General features: G+C 72.4%; 23 protein-coding genes. 14 read left to right on the top strand and 9 right to left on the bottom strand.

The genetic code is table 11. From position 1 onward, the window contains the following. The coding region (locus NCC78_RS00780) for a DUF3761 domain-containing protein (protein WP_504919250.1) at positions 1–282 on the top strand (282 nt) is incomplete at its 5' end. 22 nt (positions 283–304) lie between these two features. Here the strand turns inward: NCC78_RS00780 and NCC78_RS00775 are convergent. Next, positions 305–862, bottom strand: a complete 558-nt coding sequence (locus NCC78_RS00775) for a hypothetical protein (RefSeq protein ID WP_250791099.1) — start codon at positions 860–862, stop codon at positions 305–307. A gap of 186 nt (positions 863–1,048) precedes the next feature. Between NCC78_RS00775 and NCC78_RS00770 the strand changes: the two genes are divergently transcribed. Continuing rightward, positions 1,049–1,537, top strand: a complete 489-nt coding sequence (locus tag NCC78_RS00770; protein WP_250791098.1) for a WapI family immunity protein — start codon at positions 1,049–1,051, stop codon at positions 1,535–1,537. 114 nt (positions 1,538–1,651) lie between these two features. On the opposite strand, the gene NCC78_RS00765 is transcribed toward NCC78_RS00770, so the two are convergent. Then, positions 1,652–2,089, bottom strand: coding sequence for a VOC family protein (locus NCC78_RS00765; protein ID WP_250791097.1), 438 nt, complete (start codon positions 2,087–2,089; stop codon positions 1,652–1,654). Positions 2,090–2,162: 73 nt separating this feature from the next. Between NCC78_RS00765 and NCC78_RS00760 the strand changes: the two genes are divergently transcribed. The 4 genes from NCC78_RS00760 to NCC78_RS00745 all read left to right on the top strand — a co-directional run bounded on the left by NCC78_RS00760 (position 2,163) and on the right by NCC78_RS00745 (position 5,210). Then, complete coding sequence (locus NCC78_RS00760; protein ID WP_250791096.1) at positions 2,163–3,437, top strand: RNA polymerase sigma factor; 1,275 nt, start codon at positions 2,163–2,165, stop codon at positions 3,435–3,437. 123 nt (positions 3,438–3,560) lie between these two features. Beyond that, complete coding sequence (locus NCC78_RS00755; protein ID WP_250791095.1) at positions 3,561–4,244, top strand: DUF998 domain-containing protein; 684 nt, start codon at positions 3,561–3,563, stop codon at positions 4,242–4,244. A 66-nt stretch (positions 4,245–4,310) separates the two neighbouring features. After that, positions 4,311–4,682: a YciI family protein gene (locus NCC78_RS00750; protein ID WP_250791101.1), complete on the top strand. Its 372-nt coding sequence runs from the start codon at positions 4,311–4,313 to the stop codon at positions 4,680–4,682. A 228-nt stretch (positions 4,683–4,910) separates the two neighbouring features. Beyond that, positions 4,911–5,210, top strand: coding sequence for a helix-turn-helix domain-containing protein (locus NCC78_RS00745; RefSeq protein ID WP_250791094.1), 300 nt, complete (start codon positions 4,911–4,913; stop codon positions 5,208–5,210). Positions 5,211–5,247: 37 nt separating this feature from the next. Here NCC78_RS00745 and NCC78_RS00740 read toward each other — a convergent pair whose 3' ends face one another. Continuing rightward, positions 5,248–5,910 (bottom strand): hypothetical protein, encoded by a 663-nt coding sequence (locus tag NCC78_RS00740; protein ID WP_250791093.1) that lies wholly within the window; start codon positions 5,908–5,910, stop codon positions 5,248–5,250. 86 nt (positions 5,911–5,996) lie between these two features. Between NCC78_RS00740 and NCC78_RS00735 the strand changes: the two genes are divergently transcribed. Together NCC78_RS00735 and NCC78_RS00730 are read left to right on the top strand one after the other, a co-directional pair. Further along, positions 5,997–7,205 (top strand): aminoglycoside phosphotransferase family protein, encoded by a 1,209-nt coding sequence (locus NCC78_RS00735; protein WP_250791092.1) that lies wholly within the window; start codon positions 5,997–5,999, stop codon positions 7,203–7,205. A gap of 336 nt (positions 7,206–7,541) precedes the next feature. Continuing rightward, positions 7,542–9,680 carry a hypothetical protein gene (locus NCC78_RS00730; protein WP_250791091.1) on the top strand — a complete coding sequence of 713 codons (2,139 nt, stop codon included), beginning with the start codon at positions 7,542–7,544 and terminating at the stop codon, positions 9,678–9,680. Positions 9,681–9,733: 53 nt separating this feature from the next. Here NCC78_RS00730 and NCC78_RS00725 read toward each other — a convergent pair whose 3' ends face one another. Further along, complete coding sequence (locus NCC78_RS00725) at positions 9,734–10,228, bottom strand: hypothetical protein (RefSeq protein WP_250791090.1); 495 nt, start codon at positions 10,226–10,228, stop codon at positions 9,734–9,736. A gap of 302 nt (positions 10,229–10,530) precedes the next feature. Here NCC78_RS00725 and NCC78_RS00720 point away from each other — a divergent pair, with 302 nt between their 5' ends. After that, a complete protein-coding gene (locus NCC78_RS00720; protein ID WP_250791089.1) occupies positions 10,531–11,316 on the top strand; it encodes a PPOX class F420-dependent oxidoreductase in 786 nt (261 codons plus the stop codon). A gap of 37 nt (positions 11,317–11,353) precedes the next feature. On the opposite strand, the gene NCC78_RS00715 is transcribed toward NCC78_RS00720, so the two are convergent. Then, positions 11,354–12,529, bottom strand: a complete 1,176-nt coding sequence (locus NCC78_RS00715) for an alkaline phosphatase PhoX (protein ID WP_250791088.1) — start codon at positions 12,527–12,529, stop codon at positions 11,354–11,356. Between the two features lie 308 nt (positions 12,530–12,837). Here NCC78_RS00715 and NCC78_RS00710 point away from each other — a divergent pair, with 308 nt between their 5' ends. The 3 genes from NCC78_RS00710 to NCC78_RS00700 all read left to right on the top strand — a co-directional run bounded on the left by NCC78_RS00710 (position 12,838) and on the right by NCC78_RS00700 (position 15,978). Then, positions 12,838–13,395 (top strand): class IV adenylate cyclase, encoded by a 558-nt coding sequence (locus NCC78_RS00710; RefSeq protein WP_250791087.1) that lies wholly within the window; start codon positions 12,838–12,840, stop codon positions 13,393–13,395. Between the two features lie 219 nt (positions 13,396–13,614). After that, positions 13,615–14,940, top strand: a complete 1,326-nt coding sequence (locus NCC78_RS00705) for an AAA domain-containing protein (protein ID WP_250791086.1) — start codon at positions 13,615–13,617, stop codon at positions 14,938–14,940. 270 nt (positions 14,941–15,210) lie between these two features. Continuing rightward, complete coding sequence (locus NCC78_RS00700) at positions 15,211–15,978, top strand: sterol desaturase family protein (protein ID WP_250791085.1); 768 nt, start codon at positions 15,211–15,213, stop codon at positions 15,976–15,978. 304 nt (positions 15,979–16,282) lie between these two features. On the opposite strand, the gene NCC78_RS00695 is transcribed toward NCC78_RS00700, so the two are convergent. Continuing rightward, entirely contained in the window at positions 16,283–16,618 is a 336-nt protein-coding gene (locus NCC78_RS00695; protein WP_250791084.1) for a hypothetical protein, read from the bottom strand. Between the two features lie 588 nt (positions 16,619–17,206). Between NCC78_RS00695 and NCC78_RS00690 the strand changes: the two genes are divergently transcribed. Beyond that, positions 17,207–18,526, top strand: a complete 1,320-nt coding sequence (locus NCC78_RS00690) for a hypothetical protein (protein ID WP_250791083.1) — start codon at positions 17,207–17,209, stop codon at positions 18,524–18,526. A gap of 139 nt (positions 18,527–18,665) precedes the next feature. On the opposite strand, the gene NCC78_RS00685 is transcribed toward NCC78_RS00690, so the two are convergent. From NCC78_RS00685 to NCC78_RS00675, 3 genes are all read right to left on the bottom strand, one after another. Continuing rightward, positions 18,666–19,625 carry a CU044_5270 family protein gene (locus NCC78_RS00685; RefSeq protein ID WP_250791082.1) on the bottom strand — a complete coding sequence of 320 codons (960 nt, stop codon included), beginning with the start codon at positions 19,623–19,625 and terminating at the stop codon, positions 18,666–18,668. Continuing rightward, positions 19,622–20,167, bottom strand: coding sequence for an RNA polymerase sigma factor (locus NCC78_RS00680; protein WP_250791081.1), 546 nt, complete (start codon positions 20,165–20,167; stop codon positions 19,622–19,624). Before NCC78_RS00680 ends, NCC78_RS00685 begins: the two co-directional genes overlap by 4 nt. Before the next feature lie 447 nt (positions 20,168–20,614). After that, a complete protein-coding gene (locus NCC78_RS00675) occupies positions 20,615–22,147 on the bottom strand; it encodes a SagB family peptide dehydrogenase (protein WP_250791080.1) in 1,533 nt (510 codons plus the stop codon). Between the two features lie 700 nt (positions 22,148–22,847). On the opposite strand from NCC78_RS00675, the gene NCC78_RS00670 reads away from it, so the two are divergent. Then, the gene (locus NCC78_RS00670) at positions 22,848–23,705 is read left to right on the top strand and encodes a DUF2637 domain-containing protein (RefSeq protein ID WP_250791079.1); all 858 of its coding nucleotides are present in this window, start codon (positions 22,848–22,850) and stop codon (positions 23,703–23,705) included. The last annotated feature ends 264 nt before the right edge of the window (positions 23,706–23,969 follow it).

The following is a 23,969-nucleotide window of genomic DNA, read 5'->3' as shown; positions in this document are numbered from 1 at the left end:
ATCGCGGCGACGCCGAAGCCGCGGCGCGACCCGGCGTCGCCGTCGCCGGTCCGCGAGCGGCTCTGCGGGGCCCCGGCCAACCCGATGGGGTACGACTTCTGCGGCGGCACCCGGATCCGAAGGCCGGTCGCGGAGATCTGCGACTGGTTCGACTGCGCGCCGCAGTTCTGGGCCGGGCGGGGCTACCTGGTGCAGTGCCGCGACGGCTCGGTAAGCCTGACCGGGGGGCGGCAGGACGCCTGTGCCCGGCACCAGGGCGTGCGCCGCACCGTCTGGAGCTGAACCCGGATCCGGATCGTGGCGCTCAGCGGAGGCGTTGCAGGGGCAGCAGCCCGGCCAGGATCAGGGCGGCGGCGAGCGGCAGCAGGTTGAGGTCGACGGCGATCAGGACGAAGCCGAGCAGCACCGGCACCGCGACCCAGGCCGGCAGCAGGCGCGGCCGGACGATCCCCGCCCGCACCAGCGGGGTGAGGATGCCGACCTGGAACAGCAGCGGCCCGAGGGCCATCGCCGGGTCGGTCAGCGGCACGGCGTCGCCCAGCGCCGGGAAGAGGTCGCCGAGGATCACGAAGGCGAAGCAGCCGGCCCCGACCAGCCCCGAGGCCAACGTGACCTCGGTGAGCAGCCGCTGCCGCGGCGCGGCGGTGAGCAGCACCCGCCGCAGCCCCACCATCAGCGCGCCGAAGAGCACGATCGCGCCGAGGAAGCAGGTGTGTCCGACGTTCCACGCCCAGCCCGGCCCGTGGTCACCGTCCAGGCCGTCGACCAGCCGCAGGAGGCCGTAGAGGAGCAGGAGCACCGGAGCGCCGAGGGACGCCACCGGCACCAACGAGACAGACGTACGCGAATCGGTGTCAGTCACCCCTTCAGCCTGTCGGCGTCACCGATGGTGCTCCATCCGGGGCTTCCCGTAACCGCCCCCGAGGTGTGACCCTGGTGCCGGGCCAGGGTCCCGCCGGTGCCGCCGCTGCCGCATGATGTGTCTCAAACAGCCTCTGACCTGCGCAGACGGCCCCACCGCCGGTCGGCGATCATGGATGATGGGGCCATGGAGATCCGCTCCGACGACGGCGCCCGGGTGAGGATCCGCCCCGTGGGCTACCAGCCGGGCGTCGAGCCGCCGATCGACCCGGAGGAGCTGACGGGCTGGGACGACTGGCTGCTCATCGAGACCGACGCCCGCACCGCCGACGGCCAGGCCTGGTCCCACTACGACCCCTGCCTCACCGTGCAGGAGGCCGGCCGGCTGGCCGGGTGGCTGCGGCAGCAGGCCGAGACGACCAGCGACCCGGCGCCGTCCTCGGCGGTGGTGCGCTTCACCGAACCGAACCTGACCTTCCGCACCCGGGTCCTGCGGCGCCGGCGGCTCGTGCTGACCGTCGAGTTCTCCCACGAGTCGCTGCCGCCGTGGATGCCCCGGCGACCGCTCACCGCGGTCTACCCGCTGACGCTCACCGTCTCCGCCGACGCCCTCGGCGTGGCCGCCGAGCAGTGGGCGCGCGAGGTTGAGGCGTACCCGCGCCGCGCCACCTGCTGACCGGCCCTGCGGCAGGCCCAAGTCCGGGTGCCGGGGGCGCTGCGCCGCAGCCCGCCGCAGAGCGCTCGCCACCGACGTCGACGGCGACGCCGTCCACATCCACCCGTGCTGCGCTCAGCCCGGCGCGTCGAAGTCGGGGACGGTGAGCGTGCCGTCGTCGGCGAGGGGGAAGCCCGGGTTCCAGGCGATCTCCCACACGTGACCGTCGGGGTCGGCGAAGCAGCCCGCGTACCCGCCGTAGAAGGTCTCCCGGGCCGGTCGGGTCACCGCGGCTCCGGCGTCCGCCGCCGCGCCCATCAGCTCGTCGACCTCCGCCCGGGACCGGACGTTCTGCGCCAGCGTCATCCCGCCGAAGCCGCCCGCGCCCGCATCGTCGACGCCGGCGTCGTCGGCCAGCTTCTGCCGCCCCCACAGCACCAGCGCCAGCCCGCCGGCCTGGAAGAAGACGGTCTCCTCGACTTCCTGGCCACGCCAGCCGAGTCGGGAGTAGAAGGCCCGGGCCCGCGCCACGTCGGTGACCCCGAGGGTGACCAGGCTGATCCGCTGCTCCATCCCGGCAACCTACCGCCTCCTGCCGGCCCCGGTCGTTGCCCGGCGCGGGTCCGACCTGCTCTGATGGGCGGTCATGGGGGCTGAACAGGTGCACCGCACGGTGGAGGCGGTGTGGCGGATCGAATCCGGGCGGGTGATCGCCGCCCTGGCCGGCCTGGTCCGCGACGTCGGCTGGGCCGAGGAGCTGGCCCAGGACGCCCTGGTCGCGGCGCTGGAGCAGTGGCCGCGCGCCGGCGTACCGGCCAACCCGGGCGCGTGGTTGACTGCGGTCGGCAAGCGGCGGGCGATCGACGGGCTGCGCCGCCGGCGGTTGCTGGAGCGCAAGGTCGCCGAACTCGGCCACGACCTCGGCGACGAGCAGTTCACCCCGGACTTCGACGCCGCGTTCGACGAGCGGATCGACGACGACCTGCTGCGGCTGGTCTTCACCGCCTGCCACCCGGTGCTCTCGCCGCAGGCCCGGGCGGCGCTCACCCTGCGCATGCTCGGCGGGTTGAAGACCGAGGAGATCGCCCGGGCGTTCCTGGTGGCGGAGACCACCGTCGCGCAGCGGATCACCCGGGCGAAGAAGACCCTCGCCGAGGCGAAGGTGCCGTTCGAGGTGCCCGGGGTCGGCGAGCGCGCCGAACGCCTCGCCTCCGTGCTGGAGGTCATCTACCTGATCTTTAACGAGGGCTACTCGGCGACCGCCGGTGACGACTGGATGTGCCCCCAGCTCTGCGCGGACGCGCTGCGCCTCGCCCGGGTCCTGCAGGGGCTGATGCCCGACGAACCCGAGGTGCACGGGCTGGCCGCGCTGTTGGAGATCCAGGCGTCGCGCACCGCCGCCCGGGTCGACGACTCCGGCGAGCCGATCCTGCTGATGGAGCAGGACCGGGGGCGCTGGGACCAGCTGCTGATCCGCCGTGGCCTTGCCGCGCTGGACCGGGCCCGGGCGGCGGGCGGCGAACCCGGCCCGTACACCCTCCAGGCGGAGATCGCGGCCTGCCACGCGCGGGCGCGTACCCCGCAGGAGACGGACTGGGCGCGGATCGCCGCCGGCTACGCGGAGCTGGCCCGGGTCGTGCCGTCGCCGGTCGTGGAGCTCAACCGTGCCGTCGCGGTCTCCTTCGCCGACGGCCCGGCCGCCGGCCTGGCGCTGGCGCGCGCCCTCGCCGACGAGCCGGCGCTGGCCACCTACCACCTGTTGCCCAGCGTGATCGGGGACCTGCTGGCCAAGCTCGGCCGCTACGACGAGGCCCGCGCCGAGTTCGCCCGCGCCGCCGAGCTCACCGGCAACGAACGCGAACGCGCGCTGCTGCGCGCCCGCGCCGCCGACTGCGCCCGGGGCGTCGCACCGGCCCGCTAAAAAATCTTGGGAAAAAACCTCGGCCGCCACGTATCCCCGTCGGGCCGATCGACGCGTCAGTAGAAGCCGGATCGGACCGGCACGCGGAACCGGCGACCGGCCGGGCGAGACGAGGAGATCGACATGACGACGACGGCGAACGCGGCGAGCGCACGGTCCGCGGTGGCGGGGGTCGGCTTCCCGCGTGCGACGACCAGGGCGCTGCTGGCCGGCGGGGTCGCCGCCGGCCCGGTGTTCGCGGTGGTGGCCGCGGCCCAGGTGCTCACCCGCGACGGGTTCGACCTGAGCCGGCAGCCGCTCAGCCTGCTCGCCCTCGGCGACCTCGGCTGGATCCAGATCGCCAACTTCGTGCTCGCCGGCCTGCTGGCCCTCGCCGGCGCGGTCGGGCTGCGCCGGGCGCTGCGCGGCCAGCCGGCCGGCACCTGGGGACCGGCGCTGGTCGCCGGCTACGGCGCCGGCATGGTCATCGCCGGGGTGCTGGTCGCCGACCCCAGCATGGGCTGGCCGGCCGGCGCGCCGGAAGGCCCGGCGGAGACGCTGAGCTGGCACGGCGTGGGCCACGGCGTGGGCGCGATGCTCGCGTTCGTGTCGGTCACCGCCGCCTGCCTGGTCTTCGCCCGCCGCTGGTTCGCCTCGGCCGAGCGGGGCTGGGCGGTGCTCTCGGTGGCCTGCGCCGTGGGCGTGGTCGTGGTGATGGGCTGGCCCGACCAGGACACCATCAGCGTCCGGATGGCGCTCGGCTCCGCCGTCATCTTCGGTTGGCTCACCGCGGTCTGCGCCAAGCTGATCGCCGCTGCTCCCCGCTGACCTCATCCACCAGTTGTCACTCGACGAAAACAGTCACCCACCCGAAAGGAAAGACCAGTGCGATTCATGCTCATGCACAAGCTGGACGAGAACCTGCCCGGCGCCTTCAACCCGGACGCCGCGTTCATGGCGAAGTTCGGCACCTTCATGCAGGAGGTGACGCAGGCCGGGGTGCTGCTGGCCGCGGAGGGGCTGCGCCCCAGCACCGTGGACGCGGCCAGGATCACCGTGACCGGTGGGAAGGCCACCGTCACCGACGGGCCGTTCACCGAGACCAAGGAACTGATCGCCGGGTTCGCGCTGGTGGAGGTGCGCGACAAGGAGGAGGCCCTGGAGTGGGCCAAGCGGTTCGCCGACATCTTCGCCCAGACCATCGGCGAGGTGGAGGTGGACGTCCGCCGGGTCACCGAGATGTCCGACATCATGCCGCCGGCCTGATCCACGCTCTTCAGGCAGTGGCTGGAGCAGGCCCGCGCGCTGGAGCCGCAGCAGATCGGCTGATCCGGCCGTCGACGTGCCGCCGTCCCGGAAACGGGGTCGGCGGCACGTGGCAGTCCGTCACCGATCGGGCGACATCCGGAACGAGACCCGCGAGGAGCGGAAGCCGGGCCGAAGTGCCGCGAAGCCATAGCATCGATGCTATGGCCTGGGGTGAGGGGCAGAGCGATGAGTGATTGCATCGACTGGAACGACCTGCGGGACCGGCGGATGGCCGAGCCGGGGGCAGCCGAAGCCTACGAGGCGACGCGCATCGCCTTCGAGCTCGGCCAGGAGGTCCGTCACCTGCGGGAGCGCAACGGCTGGAGCCAGAGTCAGTTGGCGCGCGCCGCCGGCATGACACAGTCGGCGGTGGCGCGCTTCGAGGCGGGCGGAACGGTGCCGACGCTGCCGGTGCTGGAGCGTCTCGCGCGAGCCCTCGATATGAAGCTGGACGTCAAGTTCGCGCCGAACGCGGACGCCGCCTGACCGCCCGGCCTCGGGCATCCGCTGCCCCAGCGCCGGGCTAAGCCGCGAGATGGTTGCGCGGTGCGCCCTCCCAGCGCCAGCGGGTCAACGCGGCGCGGCCCGGCAGCTCACCCCGGCCGGTCGCCCAGAGCAGCGTCTGCCACGGGTCGGTGTCGGCCGGCGCGGCGGGGAAGAGCCGGTGCCGCACCCGGGCGCAGAGCCCGGCGTCCGGCTCCCACGGCAGGCCCAGGCCGGCGGCCACGTCGTGCAGGTGGACCAGGACCTCCACCACCCCCATCGCCGCGAACCCCTCCGGGTCCGCCACGCCGAAGACGTGGTGGGCGCGCACCGTCGGCGGGGTGACGCGGACCATCGCCGCCAGCAGGCCGCCGCAGCCCTCGAGTGCCTGGAGCAGACCCGCCGGACCCGCCGCCGGCTCGGCGAAGATGGTGGACGCCGGGCCGCCCGGCCGGCGAGGTTCGCAGATCACCGGCACGTGCGTGTCGAGCGGTGGTCGCTCCGGGCCGAGTTGCAGGGCGTACGCGAAGAGGTCGTCGGCGACGTGCTCGAGCGTCTCCCAGCACGTCCAGTCCAGGGCGCCGGCGGGGACGTGCCAGTCCCGGTCGAGGGCCGGGGTGAGGGTGGTGGCCGCCGCCCGCACAGCCAGCAGGACGTCGTCCGGGGTGACCGGCCCCGGCTCAGCTTCTCGTGATGTCCGCATGCGGCAGACCATAGCCACAGGGGGAGACACTGCTGCCGCCCGATAACCGCTCGCCGCCGCTCGTACGCCGGCGGTAGCGTGCCGGCGTGTCCCGTGCCGTGACCCTCGTCCTGGTCGACTCCGCCGGCGCGCCGCTGGGCGCCCTGCCACCGTTCGACGTGCCCGTGCCCTGGTGGCAGGAGGTCGGCTGCGTGGTGGAGGAGGCCCGACGGCGCTACGGCGTCGAGGTGAGCGTCCTGCGCCTGCTCGCCGGTGACCCGCCGCGGGCGGTCGGCGGCGCGGTGACGTACCTCGGACAGGTGAGTGAGCCGCCCGCCACGCCGCTCGTCCCGACGGACGTCGAGCTGGCGGCGGACCCGCTGCGCGCCCCCTACGCCGAGCCCGGCGGCCCGGCCCGCAGCCTGGCCTGGGCCACGGCGGAACTGCGGCGGCTCGGGCGTCCGGCGGAGACCGCCGCCCAGCAGCGCACCTGGAACCTGTCGGCGATCTGGCGGCTCGACGGGTCCTCCGGGACCGCCTGGTTGAAGCAGGTGCCGGTCTTCTTCCGGCACGAGGCCGCGGTGCTGCGCTGGCTCGGCCGGGCGGTGCCGGGGCGGACCTCGACGCTGCTCGCCGACGACGGCGACGGTCGGATGCTGCTCGACCACGTGCCCGGTGAGGACCGCTACGCGGTGGGCGTCGACGAGCGGCTGCCCATGGTGGCCGACATGCACGCGGTGCACCTGCGGTCCGTCCCCGACGTGACGGAGCTGGTGGCGGCGGGCGTGCCGGACCTGCGCGGCCACGCCCTGGCCCGCTGGATCCGCGACTGGCTGGCCCCCTACGACACCTCGTCGGTGGGGTCCCTGCTCGCGGGGCTGGAGGCGCGGCTGGACGAGGTACGCGGGTGCGGGCTGCCGGAGACGCTGGTGCACGGGGACCTGCACCCCGGCAACGTCCGCGCTTCCGCGGAGCGACGGGTGATCATCGACTGGGGGGACGCGTTCGTCGGGCACCCGGCGTTCGACGTCCTGCGGTTGGCCGAGGGGCTCGACGACGCCTCCGCTGTGTTGGTGACCGAGGAGTGGTGCGCGCGGTGGCGGGACAGTGTGCCCGGGTGCGACCCGGAGCGGGCCGTCGAACTGCTGCGGCCGGTGGCGGCGCTGCGGATGGCGGCGGTGTACGCGATGTTCCTCGACGGGATCGAGGCGAGCGAGCGGGTCTACCACGCCGAGGATGTGGATGCCTGCCTTGCGCGGGCGGTTGAGGCGGAGCGCCGGCCGGCCCTTGAACCGAGCGCCGGCCTCGCGTCCTAGAGCCCCGTCGCCCGTCGAGTACCGGTGCGTCAGTCCAACCCTGGTAAGGGTGGGTGGCCGGACTCTGGTGCCCGGCACCGGCCCCGTTGGGCCGCAGCGCCGGGACCTGACCGGTCCGGTTACCCCGCATGGCTCCGGGTTGGCCTGATTCGGCCGAACTACTGACACCCCGAAGGTCACTCCTAACCGGAGCGTCCGTGGCGAAGGTGGCATCTCGACTGCCGAAGGGCATCGAAAAGCGACGACCATCAATAGGCTTCCCGCTGTTCGTTCCAACGGCAGACGGGAGGTTCCGTGGGAACCAAGGCACGGTTACGCCGAAGAACTCTGGCTGCGGTGCTCGCGAGCACGGTCGCGGCGCAGGTAGCGCTGTTCGGGGCAGAGGCGTCGGCAGGCGAGACGCCGCTGTGGCAGGTGGAGGTCGCGAAGATCCCCGCCGCGCAGTACACCCGGGACGCGAAGGTCTACGTCGCCGAGGCCACCCAGGCGTTGCGCCCGTACGTGGGAGACGGGCTCGGTGACAGCCGGATCGATCCGGTGCTGGCGGATGTCGGCAGCCGGTACTTCGACGGCGCGCGGCTCGACAGCGCCGCCAACGGCGAGATCGCGTACGACAACCTCCAACACCTGGAGTCCTTCCTCAAGAGCCGGATGACCGGCGCCAGCCCGCCGAACGGCGAGGCCGAACAGGCGCACGTCAGGGCGCTGGTGGAGACCCTCACCGGCGTACGGCTGCTGGCCGACGCGGCGATCCAGGACGCCGAGGCGACCATCGGCCCGTTCCGGGCCAGCCCACCACCCGCGCCCGCCCCGGCGGGGCTGACCGAGGCGTTCGCGGACCTGGCGGCGGCGAAGACAGACCTGGCCCAGGCCGACGAGATGCTCCGCAAGGCCAATCCGGAACCCGCGACGATCCAGGCAGGCAGTGCCTGGCGTAACGGCTTCAACGTCCTGGCCCGGCTGGGCATCACCTACGACGGCGACCACGACTCCGACGGCGTGGTGGACGTCGTGGAGCTGCGGTTCGGCGCCAGCCCGTTGCTCGTCGACTCCGACGGCGACGAGCTGACCGACAAGTTCGAGATCACCGAGCTGGCCGGATGGACCCGGCCCAACACGCCGGACACCGACCAGGACTCGGTCGCCGACGGCGCGGAGGACGTCGACGGCGACGGGCTCACCAACCTCGACGAGCAGCGGCTCGGAACATCCCCCACCGATCCCGACACCGACGGCGACGGGCTCAGCGACGGCGCCGAGGTGGCCCGGGGCACGAATCCGCTGGTGGCCGACCAGCCCCGAGCCCCACCGCTGCCCGGCGAGGCCCCGCCGATCGTGACCAACCCGACCCTCACCGACGTCGATGGTGACGGGCTGGCGGACATCTTCGAGGAGGAGCACGGCAGCGACCCCGCCAACCCGGACACCGACGGCGACGGCCTCTCCGACGGAGCTGAGGTCGACCAGTACCTCATCAACCCGGCCGCCGCCGACACCGACGGCGACGGCCTGCGCGACGACTACGAACTCGCCCACATCGAGGACCAGGGCCTCGACCCGGCGATCCCCGACGAGCAGGTCAGCAAGTGGACGTACGTCAGTGATTTCCTGCTCGGTCTGGTCGCCGGCGACTTCGCACCCCGGGACTCGATGGCGTGGCTGTCCGGTTACCTCTGCTCCGGCGGCCTGAGCTTCATCCCGGTCGTCGGCTGGGTCCTTGGTGGACTCGCCGACATCCGCGACACGATCGCCGGGGTCATCCACAGCGACTGGGTCGGTGCCGGGCTGAGCATCATCGGCCTCATCCCGTACGCCGGTGACGCGGTCGCCATCCCCGGCAAGGCCGCCAAGTTCGTGCTCAAGTACCTGCACCGGCTCGATGCGGTGATCCGGTTCGTCGCCAAGTACGACAAGATTCCCGACTCGGTCAAGACCGCGACCATCAAGCTGATCCTGCTCGGCAACTACAGCAAGCTGACCGACGGCGGCCTCACCGACGCGGTGATCATCCGCCTCGGGAAGGGGGCACGGACGAGTCTTCCCCGGCTCGCGGACGCACTCTCGGACCCGCTGCACCGCGCCGGTGCCGGCGCACCGTGGCTGCCCAGTGCCACCGCCGGCGAGAACTGGTTCGCCTCGTTGCTGAGGTCCGAAGGAAAGTTCGGAGCCCGACCCCCGGACACCGTGACCGAGACCCCGCTGGGCAAGCGCCACCCGGACTACATCGAGGAGCGGCCGGACGGCCTTGACGTCGCCCACGAGGTCAAGACCGGTATGCCGAACTACAGCAGGGAAGACACGTTGAAACAGTGCCGCAAGGACGGCCACCTCAGGCGGTCCGGGCTGTTCGCGGACGTCGTCTGGCACTTCCTGCCCTACGCACCCGGTGACTCCCTCGGCATCCAGGACTACCTCCTGCAGTGCCTGCGGGACGAGGGCATCCCGTTCACCATCCACACACCCAACAGCGCCTGAGAGCACCGGCCGTGGGACCGCCGAGGGCGGTTCCACGGCCGGCGGCGGCGTGGTCAGCCGGGTAGCTCGATGCGCAGACGCTGGGCGAGCCGCCGATGCGCGGCCGACAGAGCGTCCACCGCCAGGGCGAGCACCTCATCGGCCCGGAGCGGACTGGCGAGAATCACCTCGAGAACCTCCCGGTCCGGGTGCTGCGCCTCGGACACCTCGGGTCGCTCGGCCAGTGCCGCCAGAAGAATGTCATCGTCGGCGACGTCGGGCCCGGTGTCGACCACGGCCTTCATCTCCTCGGCGAGGCTCACGGTCCACGACAACCCGTCGTCGGTGCCCACCGTGATGCCCGCCAGGAACTCCTCGCGGCTGAGCGCCATGTCCGGGTCGCCCGGGGAGAAGACGAGGTCGGCGAACTGTCGTGGCGCCCGATCCAGCGCCGCGGCGACCGCGGGGCGGTCCGCCAGCCGGGAGCCGTTGTACTCGTCCCAGCCATGGTGGGAACTGTTCGGCGACACACCCGGCACGGAATAGCGGTGGCGGCGCAACCAGGACATGGGGCCACTGTCCGACACCTGGCCCTCATCCGCAAGCATCGCGCCCACGCAGCCGCTGTCGCACCCGTGAAGCAGCGCGAGGGGCCGGCAACATCCACCCGACGGCCGCACAACTCCCGGCAGTCCGGCCCGTTTCGACGTCTCCACGCCGGCGAGGCGACGTAGCCCGGTCCAGCCTTCGACGCCGGCCGAGGCATGGACCCTCGACCTTTCAGGCCGCTCCTCTGCAGGAAATGAGCCGCACCGCCGAGCTGGGTGCCCGAATGCCGTCACAGGAGCTGACGGCGTCGCGTCTGAAGGGCATGAAACGCATTGTTCGAGCCGCCACCGTCCTGCTCGGCATGGTGGCCATCGTCGTCGGGGTGTGGGCGCTGCTCCGGCCGGCGTCCTTCAGCGCGGCGGTCGGCTTCCCGCCTCACCAGCACTTCGTGCACGACGTGGGTGCCTTCCAACTCGGCATCGGGGCCACCCTGATGCTCGCGGCCATCTGGGCGGACGCGCTGGCGGTGGCCCTCGCGGGGTACCTCGTCGGCGGTGTCGCGCACACCGTGGCGCACGTCGTCGACCGGCACCTCGGTGGAAGCGCCGGGCAGACCGTGGTGGTCGGGGTGTCGGCGGTGCTGGCCGCGGTGGCGTTGGTGATCCGGTGGCGGGAGCTGGGCTGGGTCCTCGGCGCGGTCGAGCCGACGGGCGACCGGGAGTTGGCGCAGTTCGCCCGGCAGAAGACGGTCGCGCTCACCACGTACCGGCGCGACGGCACGCCGGTGGCCACGCCGGTGAGCATCGCGGTGGCGGGGGAGCGGGCGTACGTGCGCAGCTTCGAGCGGGCGTGGAAGACCCGGCGGGCCCGTAACAACCCGGCGGTCAGCGTGGCGGCGTCGACCGCTCGGGGCAGGGTGACCGGTCCGGCGATCGGTGCCACCGCACGGCGGCTGGACGGGGCGGAGGAGGGCGTCGCGCGGCGGGCGTTGCGGCGCAAGTATCCGCTGTTGCACGGGGTGCTCGTGCCGATGGCACACCGGGTCCTGCGGCGGCGGACCGGACAGACCGTCCACTTCGAACTCTTGCCAGGAGTTGATCAGCAGTAGCCGTCGGGGCGGCCGGCCCGCCGTCGGGAGCCGCAGTTCAGCGGCGGAACGGGCCGTACACCTCGAAGGTGACGCCGCCGGCGCCGTTGACGCCCCGCTGGGAGGAGAAGTACAGCCGGTCACCGGCGGGGTTGAAGGCGACCCCGGTCAGCTCCGACCCGGCGTGCCCCTCGAGCTGCAGGAAGGTCGCGACGACGCCCGCCGGCGTGATCACGCAGATCTCCATGTTGTCGCCGTCCTCGGCCACGTACAGGTCCTTCGAGTGCGACATGGTGATGTTGTCGACGCCGCGCAGCGGTGTCCCGGAGACCGTCAAATCGTCGTCGTAGAGCAGGCCGAGCTCACTGGTCGCCGCCCGGTACGCCCACACCCGGTTGTCGCCCTTGGTGGTGAAGTAGCAGACGTCGTCCTCGTACCAGCAGCCCTCGCCGCCGTTGAAGCGCTGCACCCCGGCGACCTGGTAACGCGTCGACGTGCCCGAGGCGGACGGGTCCGGCACCCGCTTCCAGGTCACCGGACCAGTGGTCGTCGAGGAGGAACACAGGACCTCGAGCACCCCGGTGGACAGATCCGGGAACGTCGTGGGCCGGAACCGGTAGAAGCACCCGTCTGTCCGGTCCTCGGTCAGGTACACGACCTGGCGCACGGGGTCGACCGCGGCCGCCTCGTGCGTGAACTTGCCCATCGCCGGCCGCGCCACGGCGGCCCGCTGCCCGCGGGGGTCGCACTCCCAGATCTGCCCGCGGGAAACCTCCTCGCCCGAGAGCCATCGCGCTGATGTGTCCCGGCGGCCCACCACCGTCGGTCCGCCGGCGCAGTTGCGGTCGGTGCCGGTCAGGATGGAGTACGCGCCGAGGATCCGACCGTCCCCGGCGAACCGGATGGCCGAGGCCCCACCCCGGGGTGCCTCGATCTCGGCGTTGGAGACGTAGATCCAACCGTTCTCGGTGTAGGTCGCGAAGGTCGCGCCACCGTCAGGGTTGTAGTGCCACGTGTAGGAGGTCCCGGGCACCTTCACACCGGACCGCGCGACGATCCGGCTGCGGAACCCCTCCGGCAGCCGCAGCCCGTTGCCGTCCGCGGCCCGCAGGGGGCCGTACGGGCTGGGGCCGGGCATCGCCGGAGCCGCCATGGCGGAGCGCCACAGCGAGCCGCCGAAGGCGACCGCTCCGGTCGCCACCACCCCGGTTCTGAGCAGCCACCGACGGTCCATCCTGATCACCTCTCGTGGTAACGGCAGGCCGACCGCGCTGACCAGGGCCGGACTCGCCGGCGCTCATGCTCGGATCAGGCTGGCATCGGGCTGATCGAAACATATGGATCGCCTTGCGGGCTTGCCAACAGGTGTCGGGTTGTCGACGGTTTGTCCGGCCCGATCCGCCAAGGTGGTTCCGGGAACGAAGCTGCTGGTGCCCCGGTTTGTCTGTCCGGGACAGCCCGATCTCAGAGTGTCACCGCCCTGATGCGTCGGCTCTGTGATTGAGTGGCCCGGTCCACGACCAACAGGGCCACGGAGACCTGATGACCAACGGCATCCGCGAGATCGAAGTCAAATATCGAGTCGCCGAGCCGGCGGCGTTGGTTCGATCCCTCGCGGCGCGGGGTGTGGCCTTCTCGGAGGCGGTCCGACAAGACGATCAGGCCTATGCCGCATCTGGTTGGACGTATGGACAGAGCAAGACTGGAGCCGCGTTCGCTCGGCTGCGGACCGAGAACGGCCGGCACCTGTTCTGCGTCAAGAAGCCGCTCGACAACGAGCTGGCATGCCAGGAGCACGAGACCGAAGTGCTCGGCCGGGACGAGATGCATGCGGCGATCCTTGCCATGGGGTTCTATCCGACGGTGCGGATCGCGAAGACCCGCCGTACCGCCCGGCATGGCGCGATGTTGCTCTGTCTCGACGAGGTCGACGGTCTCGGTGCCTTCTTCGAGATCGAGGCGATGGTGGGCGGTGACCGGCCGGCGGAGCAGGTGCAGCAGGAGCTGGACCAATTCGCCCGGTCGCTGGGTGTGGAGTTGGAGCGGAGCACCGAGACCTACGACTCCCTGATCAGGTCCGCGATGGTCGTCGGGGTGTGACCACCGGTCGGGTCGGCGAGTAGCGTCCGCACCTGGGCGAAGAGTACTGCGGCGACCTCGTCCGGCCTCTACTCACCCACGTCAGGCAGTCCGCCGAGCCGCCGAGTCACCGAGATCACCCGCAAGTCGGCAGGCCGGCTACTCGGGGCGGGGCGCGAATCCGCTGCCGGGAGTCCTGCAAGTAATGTCCCGAGAACCGCCAACCGGGAGGTAGGGACGATGCTGGCAGGGCTGGAGGTGCCGCCCGCCGTCGAAGCGCAACGGGTGATCACCGCCGTACTCGCTGACCTGCGTTCCGGTGACCACCTTGGGGTGGTGGTCGACTCGCCGCCCGGGGCCGGCAAGTCGACCCTGGTGGTGCGCGCCGCCGTCGAACTGGCGGCCGCCGGCGAGCCGCTGATCATCATCGCGCAGACCAACGAGCAGGTCGACGACCTGATCGACCGGCTGGCACGAAAGGCGCCGGAGCTGCGGATCGGCCGGCTCTCCGCCGCCGACTACCAGCCGTCCGCGCGGGTGAAGGGCCACGAGACGGTCCGGGTCGCCGCCAAGGTCGCCGACCTCGGTGGTCCGGCGGTCATCATCGGTACGGCCGCGAAGTGGGGGATGGTCAGCGAGGGCTCTTGGCCGTGGGCGATCGTCGACGAGGCGTACCAGATGCGTTCGGACGCGCTGTTGCGCGTGGCCGGCAGGTTCGAGCGGGCCCTGTTCGTGGGGGACCCGGGGCAGCTCGACCCGTTCTCTACCGTCGACACGGTGCGGTGGACGGGCTTGACCTGGGACCCGATGCAGTCCGCGGTGGCGGTGCTGCTGCGGCACAACCCGCAGCTGCCGGTGCACCGCCTGCCGGTGTCGTGGCGGCTGCCCGCGTCGGCGGCGACGGTGGTCGCGGAGGCGTTCTACCCGTTCACCGCGTTCCGCGCCGGCACCGGCCCCGACGACCGGGCACTGGCGTTCACCGAGGCCGGGCCGGGGGACCCGGTCGACGCGGCGGTGGAGCTGGCCGCAGCCACCGGCTGGGCGCTCTACGAGCTGCCGGAGCGGCACACCCTGCGTACCGATGGGGAGGCGGCCTCGGTGTGCGCCGCCCTGGCGCTGCGGGTGCTGCGGCGGGGAGCGGTCGCGGTCTCGGAGCACGCGCCGGCCGGTGCTCCGGTCACCGCCGACCGGATCGCCGTCGGGGCGGCGCACCGCGACCAGGTCGCGGCCATTCGCGCGCAGCTCGGCGAGGCCGGAGCGGGCATCACCGTCGACACCGCCAACCGGCTCCAGGGCCGCGAGTACGACGTGACGATCGTGCTGCACCCGCTGTCGGGGCGGCGGGACGCGACCGCGTTCCACCTGGAGTCGGGGCGGCTCTGCGTGTTGACGTCCCGGCACCGGCACGCCTGCATCGTGGTGGCGCGGGCGGGGATCACCGAGCTGCTCGACGCGCACCCGTCGACCGAGCCGGTCCACCTGGACGTTCCCGTCAAGTTTCCGGACGGCTGGCAGGCCAACCAGTCGATGCTTGCGCGACTCACCAGCTCGGGCCTCGTCACATGAGCTGACGGCGTGGCGTCTCTGGGCCGTCGGGGAACAGTGATGTCAGGGCACCGAAGTGGGAAAGGGCTGTTCACCCGCCGAGCCGGTGATCGGAACCACGAAGGCGCTCTCCTCGTCCTGAACTCACGGGGTGGGTCATCTGCCGTCCGGTCTTCCGGCCGGTCACGGTCAGCTGCCACCGGCCAGGCTATGGATGTTCGCGCCTGCCCGTTGCGCGATCCGCGAATCGGGTGTCGCCACGAGGTCCCGGACCGGCGCATACTGAAAAACGTGGATGCAGCGCTCGACTGGGCGTGGCGACTTGACGTCGGCCAGGTGGTAGGGCTCGCTCTGCTCGAGAACGTGATCCTCTTTCTGATCGCTGTCGGCGTCGGCAACGCCGTGCTCCGGCTGCCGACGGTCGTACGGCTGCTGCCCGATCCCGGCCGGATCAGCCGCCTGCAGGCCTGGCTCGCCGGCGGGGCGATCCTGATGAACTCCCTGATCACGGTCGCCGGCTGGGGGCTGTGGAAGACCGGCATCATCCACCTGAACGCGGATCCGGGCCTCCAGATCCTCACGGATTTCGTCCTGCTGCTCCTGCTGATGGACCTGTTGATGTACGCCGGCCACGCTGTCGCGCACCGGCCCCAGCTCTTCCCGCTCGCCCACGCGCTGCACCACCGCTTCGTCGACGCCCGGCCCGCCACGCTGTACGCGCTGCACCCGCTGGAGATCTGCGGATTCGGCGGGCTCTGGCTGGCCGCGCTCGCCACACACGCATTCTCCGTCTGGGCGATCCTCGCCTACACCGCGGTGAACCTCATCTTCGGGATCTTCGGGCACCTCGGCGTGGAGGTGCTGCCGCTGGCGGCCCGGCGCAGCCGGGTGTTCCGCTGGGTCGCCACCCCGAGTCTGCACGCCGGGCACCACGTCCAGCCGTCGGTCAACCTCGGCTTCTACACGTCGATTTGGGACCGGCTCTTCGGCACGCTCGCCCCCGACTACGACCAGCGCCGCCTGTCAACCGAGCCCGAGCCGTACGCCCTGGTGACCTGACCCAGGGGCCGATCCGATGGCCGCCTGGAACGCACACGGCATGCTGGCGGCGGATCAGACCTCCGCTGAGATTTGTCCTGGCCATGGTGGCCCGGCCCATGTCAGGCCAGGCACCGGCCGCCCGGTAGGGCGCCGAGCGGCCGGAGATCGGAGCCGCCCGATCTCGAGCCGTGGTTCGTCTGGTGGTGGTAGAGCCGGGTCACCTTGCCGGTGCGCATCCGCCGCGCATAAACGCCGGCGCCCGGCGTATGCCCGAACGAGCGCGGTGCCGGGCGCGGCAGCCCGCACCCGCCGCGCAGCCGTCTCAGTTCGGTGTTGCCGGCGGGCGCTGCGGCAGGTACACCTCCCACCCAGTGGTGGTGAGGTCCCGTACCGGAATCCGGTGCCAGTCCTTGGCCCAGTCGGGCGGGGCGGAGTTCTTGACCAGCAGGGCGAAGCGTCCGGTCGCCGCGGCCTGCCGCAGCTGCGCGGTGTTCGCGTTGTGGTTGTATCCCCGGTCTTTTAGCGCCCGGCACCTGGCGTAGTAGGCGATCGGGATGGCTTCGTGGCCGGAGATCACGCACGGCGGTCGTACCCCCTGCGATCGCAGGGTCTGGACGAGGCGGGTCCAGTCGCCGCGGCCGCGGACCTGTTCCGCCACGACGTGGTGCAGGATGCCGGCCTGGATGGCGAGGTGGCCGGGGAAGCCAGCGCAACCACGGCGGCGACGATCCGCCGCCGCTGGCCGACGGCCGTGGAGAACAATGCCGCGAGCCCGGGGGCGGCGCAGGCAGCTGCGAGGGTGGCTCTCGCCGTTCGTCAGGAGGTGGGGGGTGTCGGGAGCATCCTCTTCGATCCTCTCTCCCGGCGACTACGCCGGCGTCGGACGTGAGATCGATCCGGTGGTGCGGTTGGGGACGCGTAAGGCGGCGTCGCGACCTGTCGGCGGGGCGCGGCCCGAGGCGGTGCGTGCACCGTATCGCCGCGAGGCGGTCGGGGACAGCCGTGGATATCGGCGGTTCGGCCCCACCCGCCACCCGGTACGGGTACTCGACGATGACGTCGGCCACCCGCGTCCAGCAGGCACTGTGGATCAGTGGGGCCGCCGCACCGGGTGATTCGACGCCACCTCCATGAATCGACACCCACGGAACCAGCCGAACCGGTCGACTGCTACGACGTGTCCTGTGCCGCCGCGCGCGGTTGTACCGGGTGGACGCGGAACCCCTTCGCGATGAGAGGCGACCCGGTGGCGACGGACGGGACGGCGGTGGGCTGGCGGGCCCGGTGGGTCAATCGAGAGAACGAGCGGCGGCGCACGGCGTACGAGACCGCCGTCGAGGCGTGGCGGCGACGCGACATGGAGCTACGGGAGTTCTGCGCGCGGGCCGAGGAATCGGAGCCGCGGGCGGAGACGCCGGTGGGGCTGCCGGTGGCCCTCGACCGGAACGAGGTCGTGGCCACCGTGCAGTCCGGCGCGGAACTCCTCGAGGTGACGGCTCGGCACACCGCCGGCCTGCCCGCACCGGAGTTGGCCGTCGTTCCCCTCGGGGACTCGGTCCGGTTACGCGGGTTGACGAAGGGCGTCGCGGTGGTCGACGCCGGCATGGCGGTGGTCACCGACCGGCGGCTGATCCTCGTCGGGCGCCTCGGGGTCCGGGAGTGGCCGTACCGACAGCTCACCGGGGTGGCACACCATCCGGCGGAGCCGTTCACCCTGCTGCACGAGCACGGGCCGGGCAGGGTCCGGGGAGTACGGGTACCGCCGACGGCGGCGTCCGCCTTCCGGCTGCGACTCACCGTCGCGTACGCCGAGGCCGTCGGGGAGCGGGACGCGCTCTTGGACCGGCTCGACGAGGCGGTGGTGGCGCACTGGCGTACCCGGCCGGCGGCACCGACACCGGCCAGGCCCGCCGAGGTCCCGCCCGCCGCCCGCCTCGCCCGTCCGGCGCTGGTCGCCGTCGGTGCGGTGCTGGTGGCCCTGGCGGGGGTCGTGGGCCCGGTCCGCTGGTCCGCGACGGACCGCCCGGTGGTCGGAATGGACTTCGACGGCCGCCCCGGTGCGGCCTCGACCGACCCGGATGGACCCTCGCCGTCCACCGCCGTCGGCGCGCCGCTCAGCTCCACCGCTCCCACCGCTGGTCCGCAGCGGGACGCCACCACCGCGCCCGGCAGGTCTGGCCCCGGTACGGCCCCGGGACCAGGTTCCGGGCCGGTCACCTCGCCTGGACCGGGCACGACCGATGGTGCCTCACCGACCAGACCCTCCGGGTGGCCGTCGGCCAGCAGCACCGGTGGCGGCAGCCCGAGCCCGTCCACCGGCTCGCCGAGCCCGACCCCGGTGGACCTCTGCGGCGCACCGCAGAACCCGTACGGCTACAACTACTGCGGCGGCTCCTACATCTATGACCCGGCCGCGGACGTCTGCGACTGGTTCGACTGCGTGCCCACCTTCTGGAACGGCAAGGGCTACCTGGTGCAGTGCGGGGACGGCCTGGTCAGCATGACCGGCGTACGAGGCGGGCCGTGCGCCGACCACGGCGGCACCCGACGCCCCGTGTACGCCTGACCCGTCCATGCCCCTCACCCGCGTCATCCCCTACGGGAGACCCAAGCCCCTCGCCCTCAGGTGGTTGGCGGCAGACCGGCATTGTGGCAAAAGGCGGTGCGGCCTGGTCGGGCCGCACCGCCTGGTGGTGCCGAACGCCTTACCGCAGTGCGGACGCCTCCGGCAGACCGTCGTCGGACCACCGGCCGCTGATCACCGCGGTGTAGCTCGTCGGGCTGCCCGCGACCCAGGTCTCCTGGGCCAGTGCCTGGCCGGTCGCGGGGTCGACGATCAGGCGGGTCTGCGCCTTGGCGAAGTCGCCCTGGCGGGTCACCGCCACGGCTACACCAGGCCGGCCCAGCCGGTCGGTCACCCGGCCCAGCGACGTCACCCCGGGCATCGCCGCGAGCATCCGGTACGCCGCCGCGCGCACCTGCGGGGAGACCGGCAGGTCGAGGACGATGGCGGCGCCGGAGTAGAACAGGAACTCGTCGCGTCCCTCGGCGGCGCCGGTGTCGGCGTACCAGGTGAGCAGCTTCTTCTTGAGCTTCGCGGGGTCGGTCGGCAGTGCGGCCAGTTCCCGCGCGGGCCTGGGCGACCCGGCGAGCAGGAAGTTGTTGTCCGCGGTGTGGCCCTGCATCGGCTGGGAGGCCCACGAACCACCGTCGGCGGACCGGACGTAGCTGGCCGAGGGCAGGCCCGGCACGGCGGCCAGCCACAACTCGTCCTGCAAGCGTCGGGCGCCTTCGCCATGCTCGGCCCGCACCACCCAGTAGCGGCCCGCAGTGGCGGGCGCGGATTCGCTGCGTTCGGCGGCGACCAGCAGCAGGCTGGCGTCCGCGGGCACGTCGACCGGGGCGGGCGACGACACCGTTGGCTGCACCACGGGTGTCCCCGGTCCGGATGTGTTGTTCAGCAGGATGGCGCCGGTCGCGGCGAGCGCCACGGCAGGCAGCGCACCCGCGAGCAGGAGCCGGCGCACGGGCCGCCGCGCGGGGCGGGTGGCGGATTCCTGCCGGGAATGCGCCATGATCAGGGCGGGATCGGCGGGCGGGCCGGACGGGTCGAGGCTGCGCGGGCGGGCGTCGGCCAACGCCAACAGGCTGTCACGGTGACTCATCGGGCGTACTCCTGCTCAGGAATGGGGACGGGGCGGTGGCGGTCCACCGTGGCGACGTCGGACATGGCCTGCTCCAGGCGTTTGCGGGCCCGGTGTAGGCGTACGAAGAAGGTTGCGGTCGAGCAACCGACGACGCGAGCGGCGTCCTTGGCGGACAGGCCCTGCCAGGCCGTCAGCGTCAGCGTCTCCCGGTCGTCCTCGCCCAGGCCCGCGAGCGCGGCCAGCATCGCCGCACGTTCGGCGACGCCGTCGGCGATGTCGGCGTCCGCCTCCACCACCCACGCGCGCAGCTCGGCGGCGAGGCTCGCGTGGCGGATGTCGTCGCGGAAGCGTTCGCGGCTCACGTTGCGGGCCACGCCCAGCAGCCACGGCAGCGGTGGGGCAGGTACGTCGGCCAACCTGCGCCAGGCGACCAGGAAGGTGTCCCCGACCACGTCGTCGGCGAGCTTGCGTCCCGCCCGGCTCACCGCGTACGCGTAAACCTGGCGGTGGTGCGCGTGGTAGAGGGCGGTGAACCGCTCATCTGGTTCGGCATGCGTCACTGGCTCCTTCTCCTTCGCCTTGAAGGTGTCTCGTCACCAGGTAGTGCGCCCGAGGGGCCGATTCTTACCGACGCGTTCCTTCCCTTGCGTGCTCAGAGCTCAGCCCGTGCGGTTCTCGCGCTGGGCGGGTGGAGCATGAGCGACGCCCGAATCGTCGATGTGGTGCCTGTTTGCGGTGAGGAGCGAGGCCACCCGCCCCGCGGGCTGAGCACCGGAGGTCCCGCGCATACTCAGCCTGTTGCTCCTGCTGCTCTTGCTGATGGACGTCGGCCACGCGGGTGCGCACCGCCCCGGCTCTTCCCGCTCGCGGAGGATCTCGCCCGTGCGCCGAGTGGCGGAGGGCAGCATGGTGATGGAGGCACCAAGCTCCCCGTGTACGAGTAGTGCAGGCACCTTGGAGCACCTGCCACCGTCTGGACCGGGACAGCCAGCGCCAGCGGGGTCCCGTCAGCGGGTGATCCGCCCGGGCCGGCCGGGCGGGCCGCCCGGCTTCGGCCGGTAGGCGGGTAGCCCGATGGCGATGGCGAGCATGCAGGCCGCACGGGTGCCAAACGCATCCGAGACGTCCTGGTCGCAGAAGGTCAGGCCGGTGCCGCCGTGACCGAGGGTGAAGGCGGCCAGTTGCAGGCGGCCGGCGGCCACCCCGGCCTCGAACTGGGCGACCCGGTACCCGCGCTCGCCGTACCCGTCGAGCACTTGGTCGAGATCGGCGCAGGCGAAGTCGGTGTACGCCGAGTCGCCGCCGAGCGGCTGGTCGAGGCAGAGCGCCTGGCTCAACGTTCGTACCTCGGGCTCCGGCGCCGGCCGGCGCAGCTGTGGCGGGCCGTCGACCTGCTGGTACAGGCCCGGCTCCGTGCCGTGCACCGCGTGGACCGCGACCTCGTGCGAGAGCAGGGTGGTTCCGGTCGGGATTGCGTCGGCGGGGACCGCTCGGGTCGCCGCCGCCATCGCCCAGTGCAGCAGCTCGGCGGGGGCGAGTTGGCGGCGCATGCGCCGGGTGGAGCCACGGCGCAGGATGACCGACTCGATCGGCTCGCTGCTGGCTGCAACCGGTGCATCGACGGTGTCGGTGGCGCGGGGCAGGCCCGCGACGGCGGCCGCCCGCCAACCGGTCACGTCGTCGCCCGTGGTGAGCTCACCGGCCTGCTGCACCCGGATGACCAGCGGGAAGTCGACCGGCGCGGGGGAGAGCGGCGTCGGCGGGTACCGCGGCGGAGGTAGCTCGACCGGTTCGGCGGTGGTCGCGGTGGGCCGGCCGCAGGTGATCACCGCGACCGGGAACTCCGTCACGCCGTCGACGCCGAGCAGGCGGGACACGGCGGCGTCGACGAAGCCCAGCCGTACCCGCACGGGTAGCCCGTGGCCTTCGGCGACGGCGATCAGATTCGCCAGCATTGTCCCGGCGTCCCAGTAGACGTGCCGCCAGCCCCGTTCGGCGTACTTCCACGCGGTTCGCCACGGTAGGCCGGTGACGACGAGGGCGAGGGGGCTGGCCGCGACGTCCGGGTCGGCGGTGGCGTCGGCCAGCGCCCGGCGGTGGTCCCCGGCCGCGAGTGCCTCCAGGCCGAACACCTCCGGCGCGAAGTGGTACAGCCCGGCGTCGAGCCCGGCCACCTCGCTGGCCACCGCGTACATCTCGAGGGGGTGAAGATTGCCGGCGGAGGGGGCGGCGCGGAACCAGAGGTTGTCTCCGGCGGTTCGGGTGACGCCGGCCGAGTAGAACAGCAGCCGGGCGAGGAGTTCGCCGTCGATGGTCGGGTCGCTCGGCGGTACCCGTCCGGACAGGGTTACCGCGGCCGGCGCTCCGGTCGGCGGCAGGTCGCGGGGGAGGGGGTGCACCGGCGCCCCGAGGTGGCGTTTGAACGGCTGGGGACGGTTGCTCGGGTCCATCGGGACGAACCCCGGGACACCCGGCGGCCGGCCGCCGCGACACTGGTTCGTCTGGTGGTGGTAGAGCCGGGTCACCTCGCCGGTGCGCATCCGCCGCGCATACCCGCCGGCGCCCGGTGTATGCCCGAACGAGCGCGGTGCCGGGCGCGGCAGCCGTCCACCGGACGACGTCAAGGCTCCGTGGCCGATCCGCGAAATTGGGGTTGACTCGACGGTGTTCCCGGGGCGTACTGGATGCACGTTCCCGCACTGCCGGCTGGCGCGGTCGGCCAGAAAGAGGCGGGCAGGCACTCCCAGGGTCGGGTTGCCTGCTCTTGTTCGCGCCGACGGTGCTGGGACCGTCGAGAGAAGGAGGCCCCACATGAAGGATCGTTCGTCGGCGAGTTGAGCCGCCGCACCACCATGGCGCTTGTCGAGCGCTGCCGGTGGCGAGAGTCCTGACCCCTTGTGGCTCGGCTTGGCCGTCCGCCCCCTGTGTCCGCCTGTTGACCGCAGCCTGCTGTGCCGGTTGTGGCGACGCCTGCTGCCCTGGTGCCTGCCCCTGCGCATTACAGGAGGGGTTCCGCCCGGACGGGCGTCACCCGGCAGGGTCGCGCCTGCCCAGGCCCTGATCCGAGCGGACCTGGACTGCACCCCACATCGCCCGCACCTTGAACATCATTGAACTGGAGCACGAACTTGACATCAACCAGCATCAATCACATGAAGCCGACTGCCAGGTCGGTCCGCCCCTGTACGACGACGGTAGTCAAGATTGCGCACGTGCTACCTCACCGTGGGAGGTGGGCCGTTGGCGACAACTGAACAGCGATCCCACGACGTCCCCGCCGATCAGCGGTCGGGACGGCAGCGGCTGGAGAACCACATCCAGGTGCTGATCATGTTGTTGATCGGCGGCGCGGCCGGCGCGGCCTCCTTCCGGCACGTGCATGACGTCGCGGCGGCACACGGCCAGCCGGGCTGGCTCGCCTGGGCCGACGCGGTCGTGCTGGAGTTGACTTCGATCGCTGCCGGTCTGGAACTGCGCCGCAACCGGCGCCTGGGCAAGAGCGTCGCCTTCCCGGCGACCGTCCTGACAGTGGCGGTGTTCCTGTCCCTCGCCGCCCAGGTGGTGGAGGCGGAAGCGTCGGCGATCGGCTGGATCGCCGCCGCGCTGCCGGCGCTCGGCTTCCTGACGATGGTGAAGATCGCCCTCGGCCGCGCCGACCCCGCCCCACCCGACCGCACCGCCCGCCCCACGCGGGTCGTCCCAGGACCGCCGCTGGTCGCGCACGCCGCGGTCCCGGACACCCGCGAGCCGGTCCCCGCACCGCCACTGCCGGTCCCCGCGAGCACTGAAGCGGTCCGGGACTCCACCGCCGCGGTCCCCGCCCCGGCGGACCAGGACCCGGCGGTCCCGGACCGACGGGCCGAGGACACGCCGGTCCGGGACCGAGGCCCGGGGATCACCGCGCTGGTCCCGGCCGCCCGGACCGCCGCCCGCACCCTCGACGCCCACGGAACACCCCTGTCCCGCAAGGCCCTCGCCGGACAGCTGCGCGCGGACGGGCACCAACTGTCCAACGCCACCGCCTCAGCACTCGTGCGCGTCCTGCGCGGCGAGAGCACCCCACCCGCGCCGGACCTGTCACACCGGGAGGCCGCGTGACAGAACCACAATCTGCGACCTCTGTCAGCCATAGCCGTCGCCGTAAGACCAGCACACGGGTCTGTCAGGAAGCCCGTCTCCTGACAAAACCTGACCCGACCTGGCAGATCGAACACCGGCCCGCCCGTCACGGCAGGGTGACCAGTGCACACCTTGCTCTCCATCTCCCTGTTCGGATCCTTTAAGGAGCAATAAGCATGCTGACCCAGCTCAGCGACCCTCACCCGCGCCACCAGCGTCGTCACCGACCTGCGGCGCACTGGC

The organism is Micromonospora phytophila (assembly GCF_023656545.1).
In the GTDB taxonomy this organism is placed as follows: domain Bacteria; phylum Actinomycetota; class Actinomycetes; order Mycobacteriales; family Micromonosporaceae; genus Micromonospora; species Micromonospora phytophila.
This window is presented reverse-complemented; position numbering and strand designations above follow the sequence as displayed.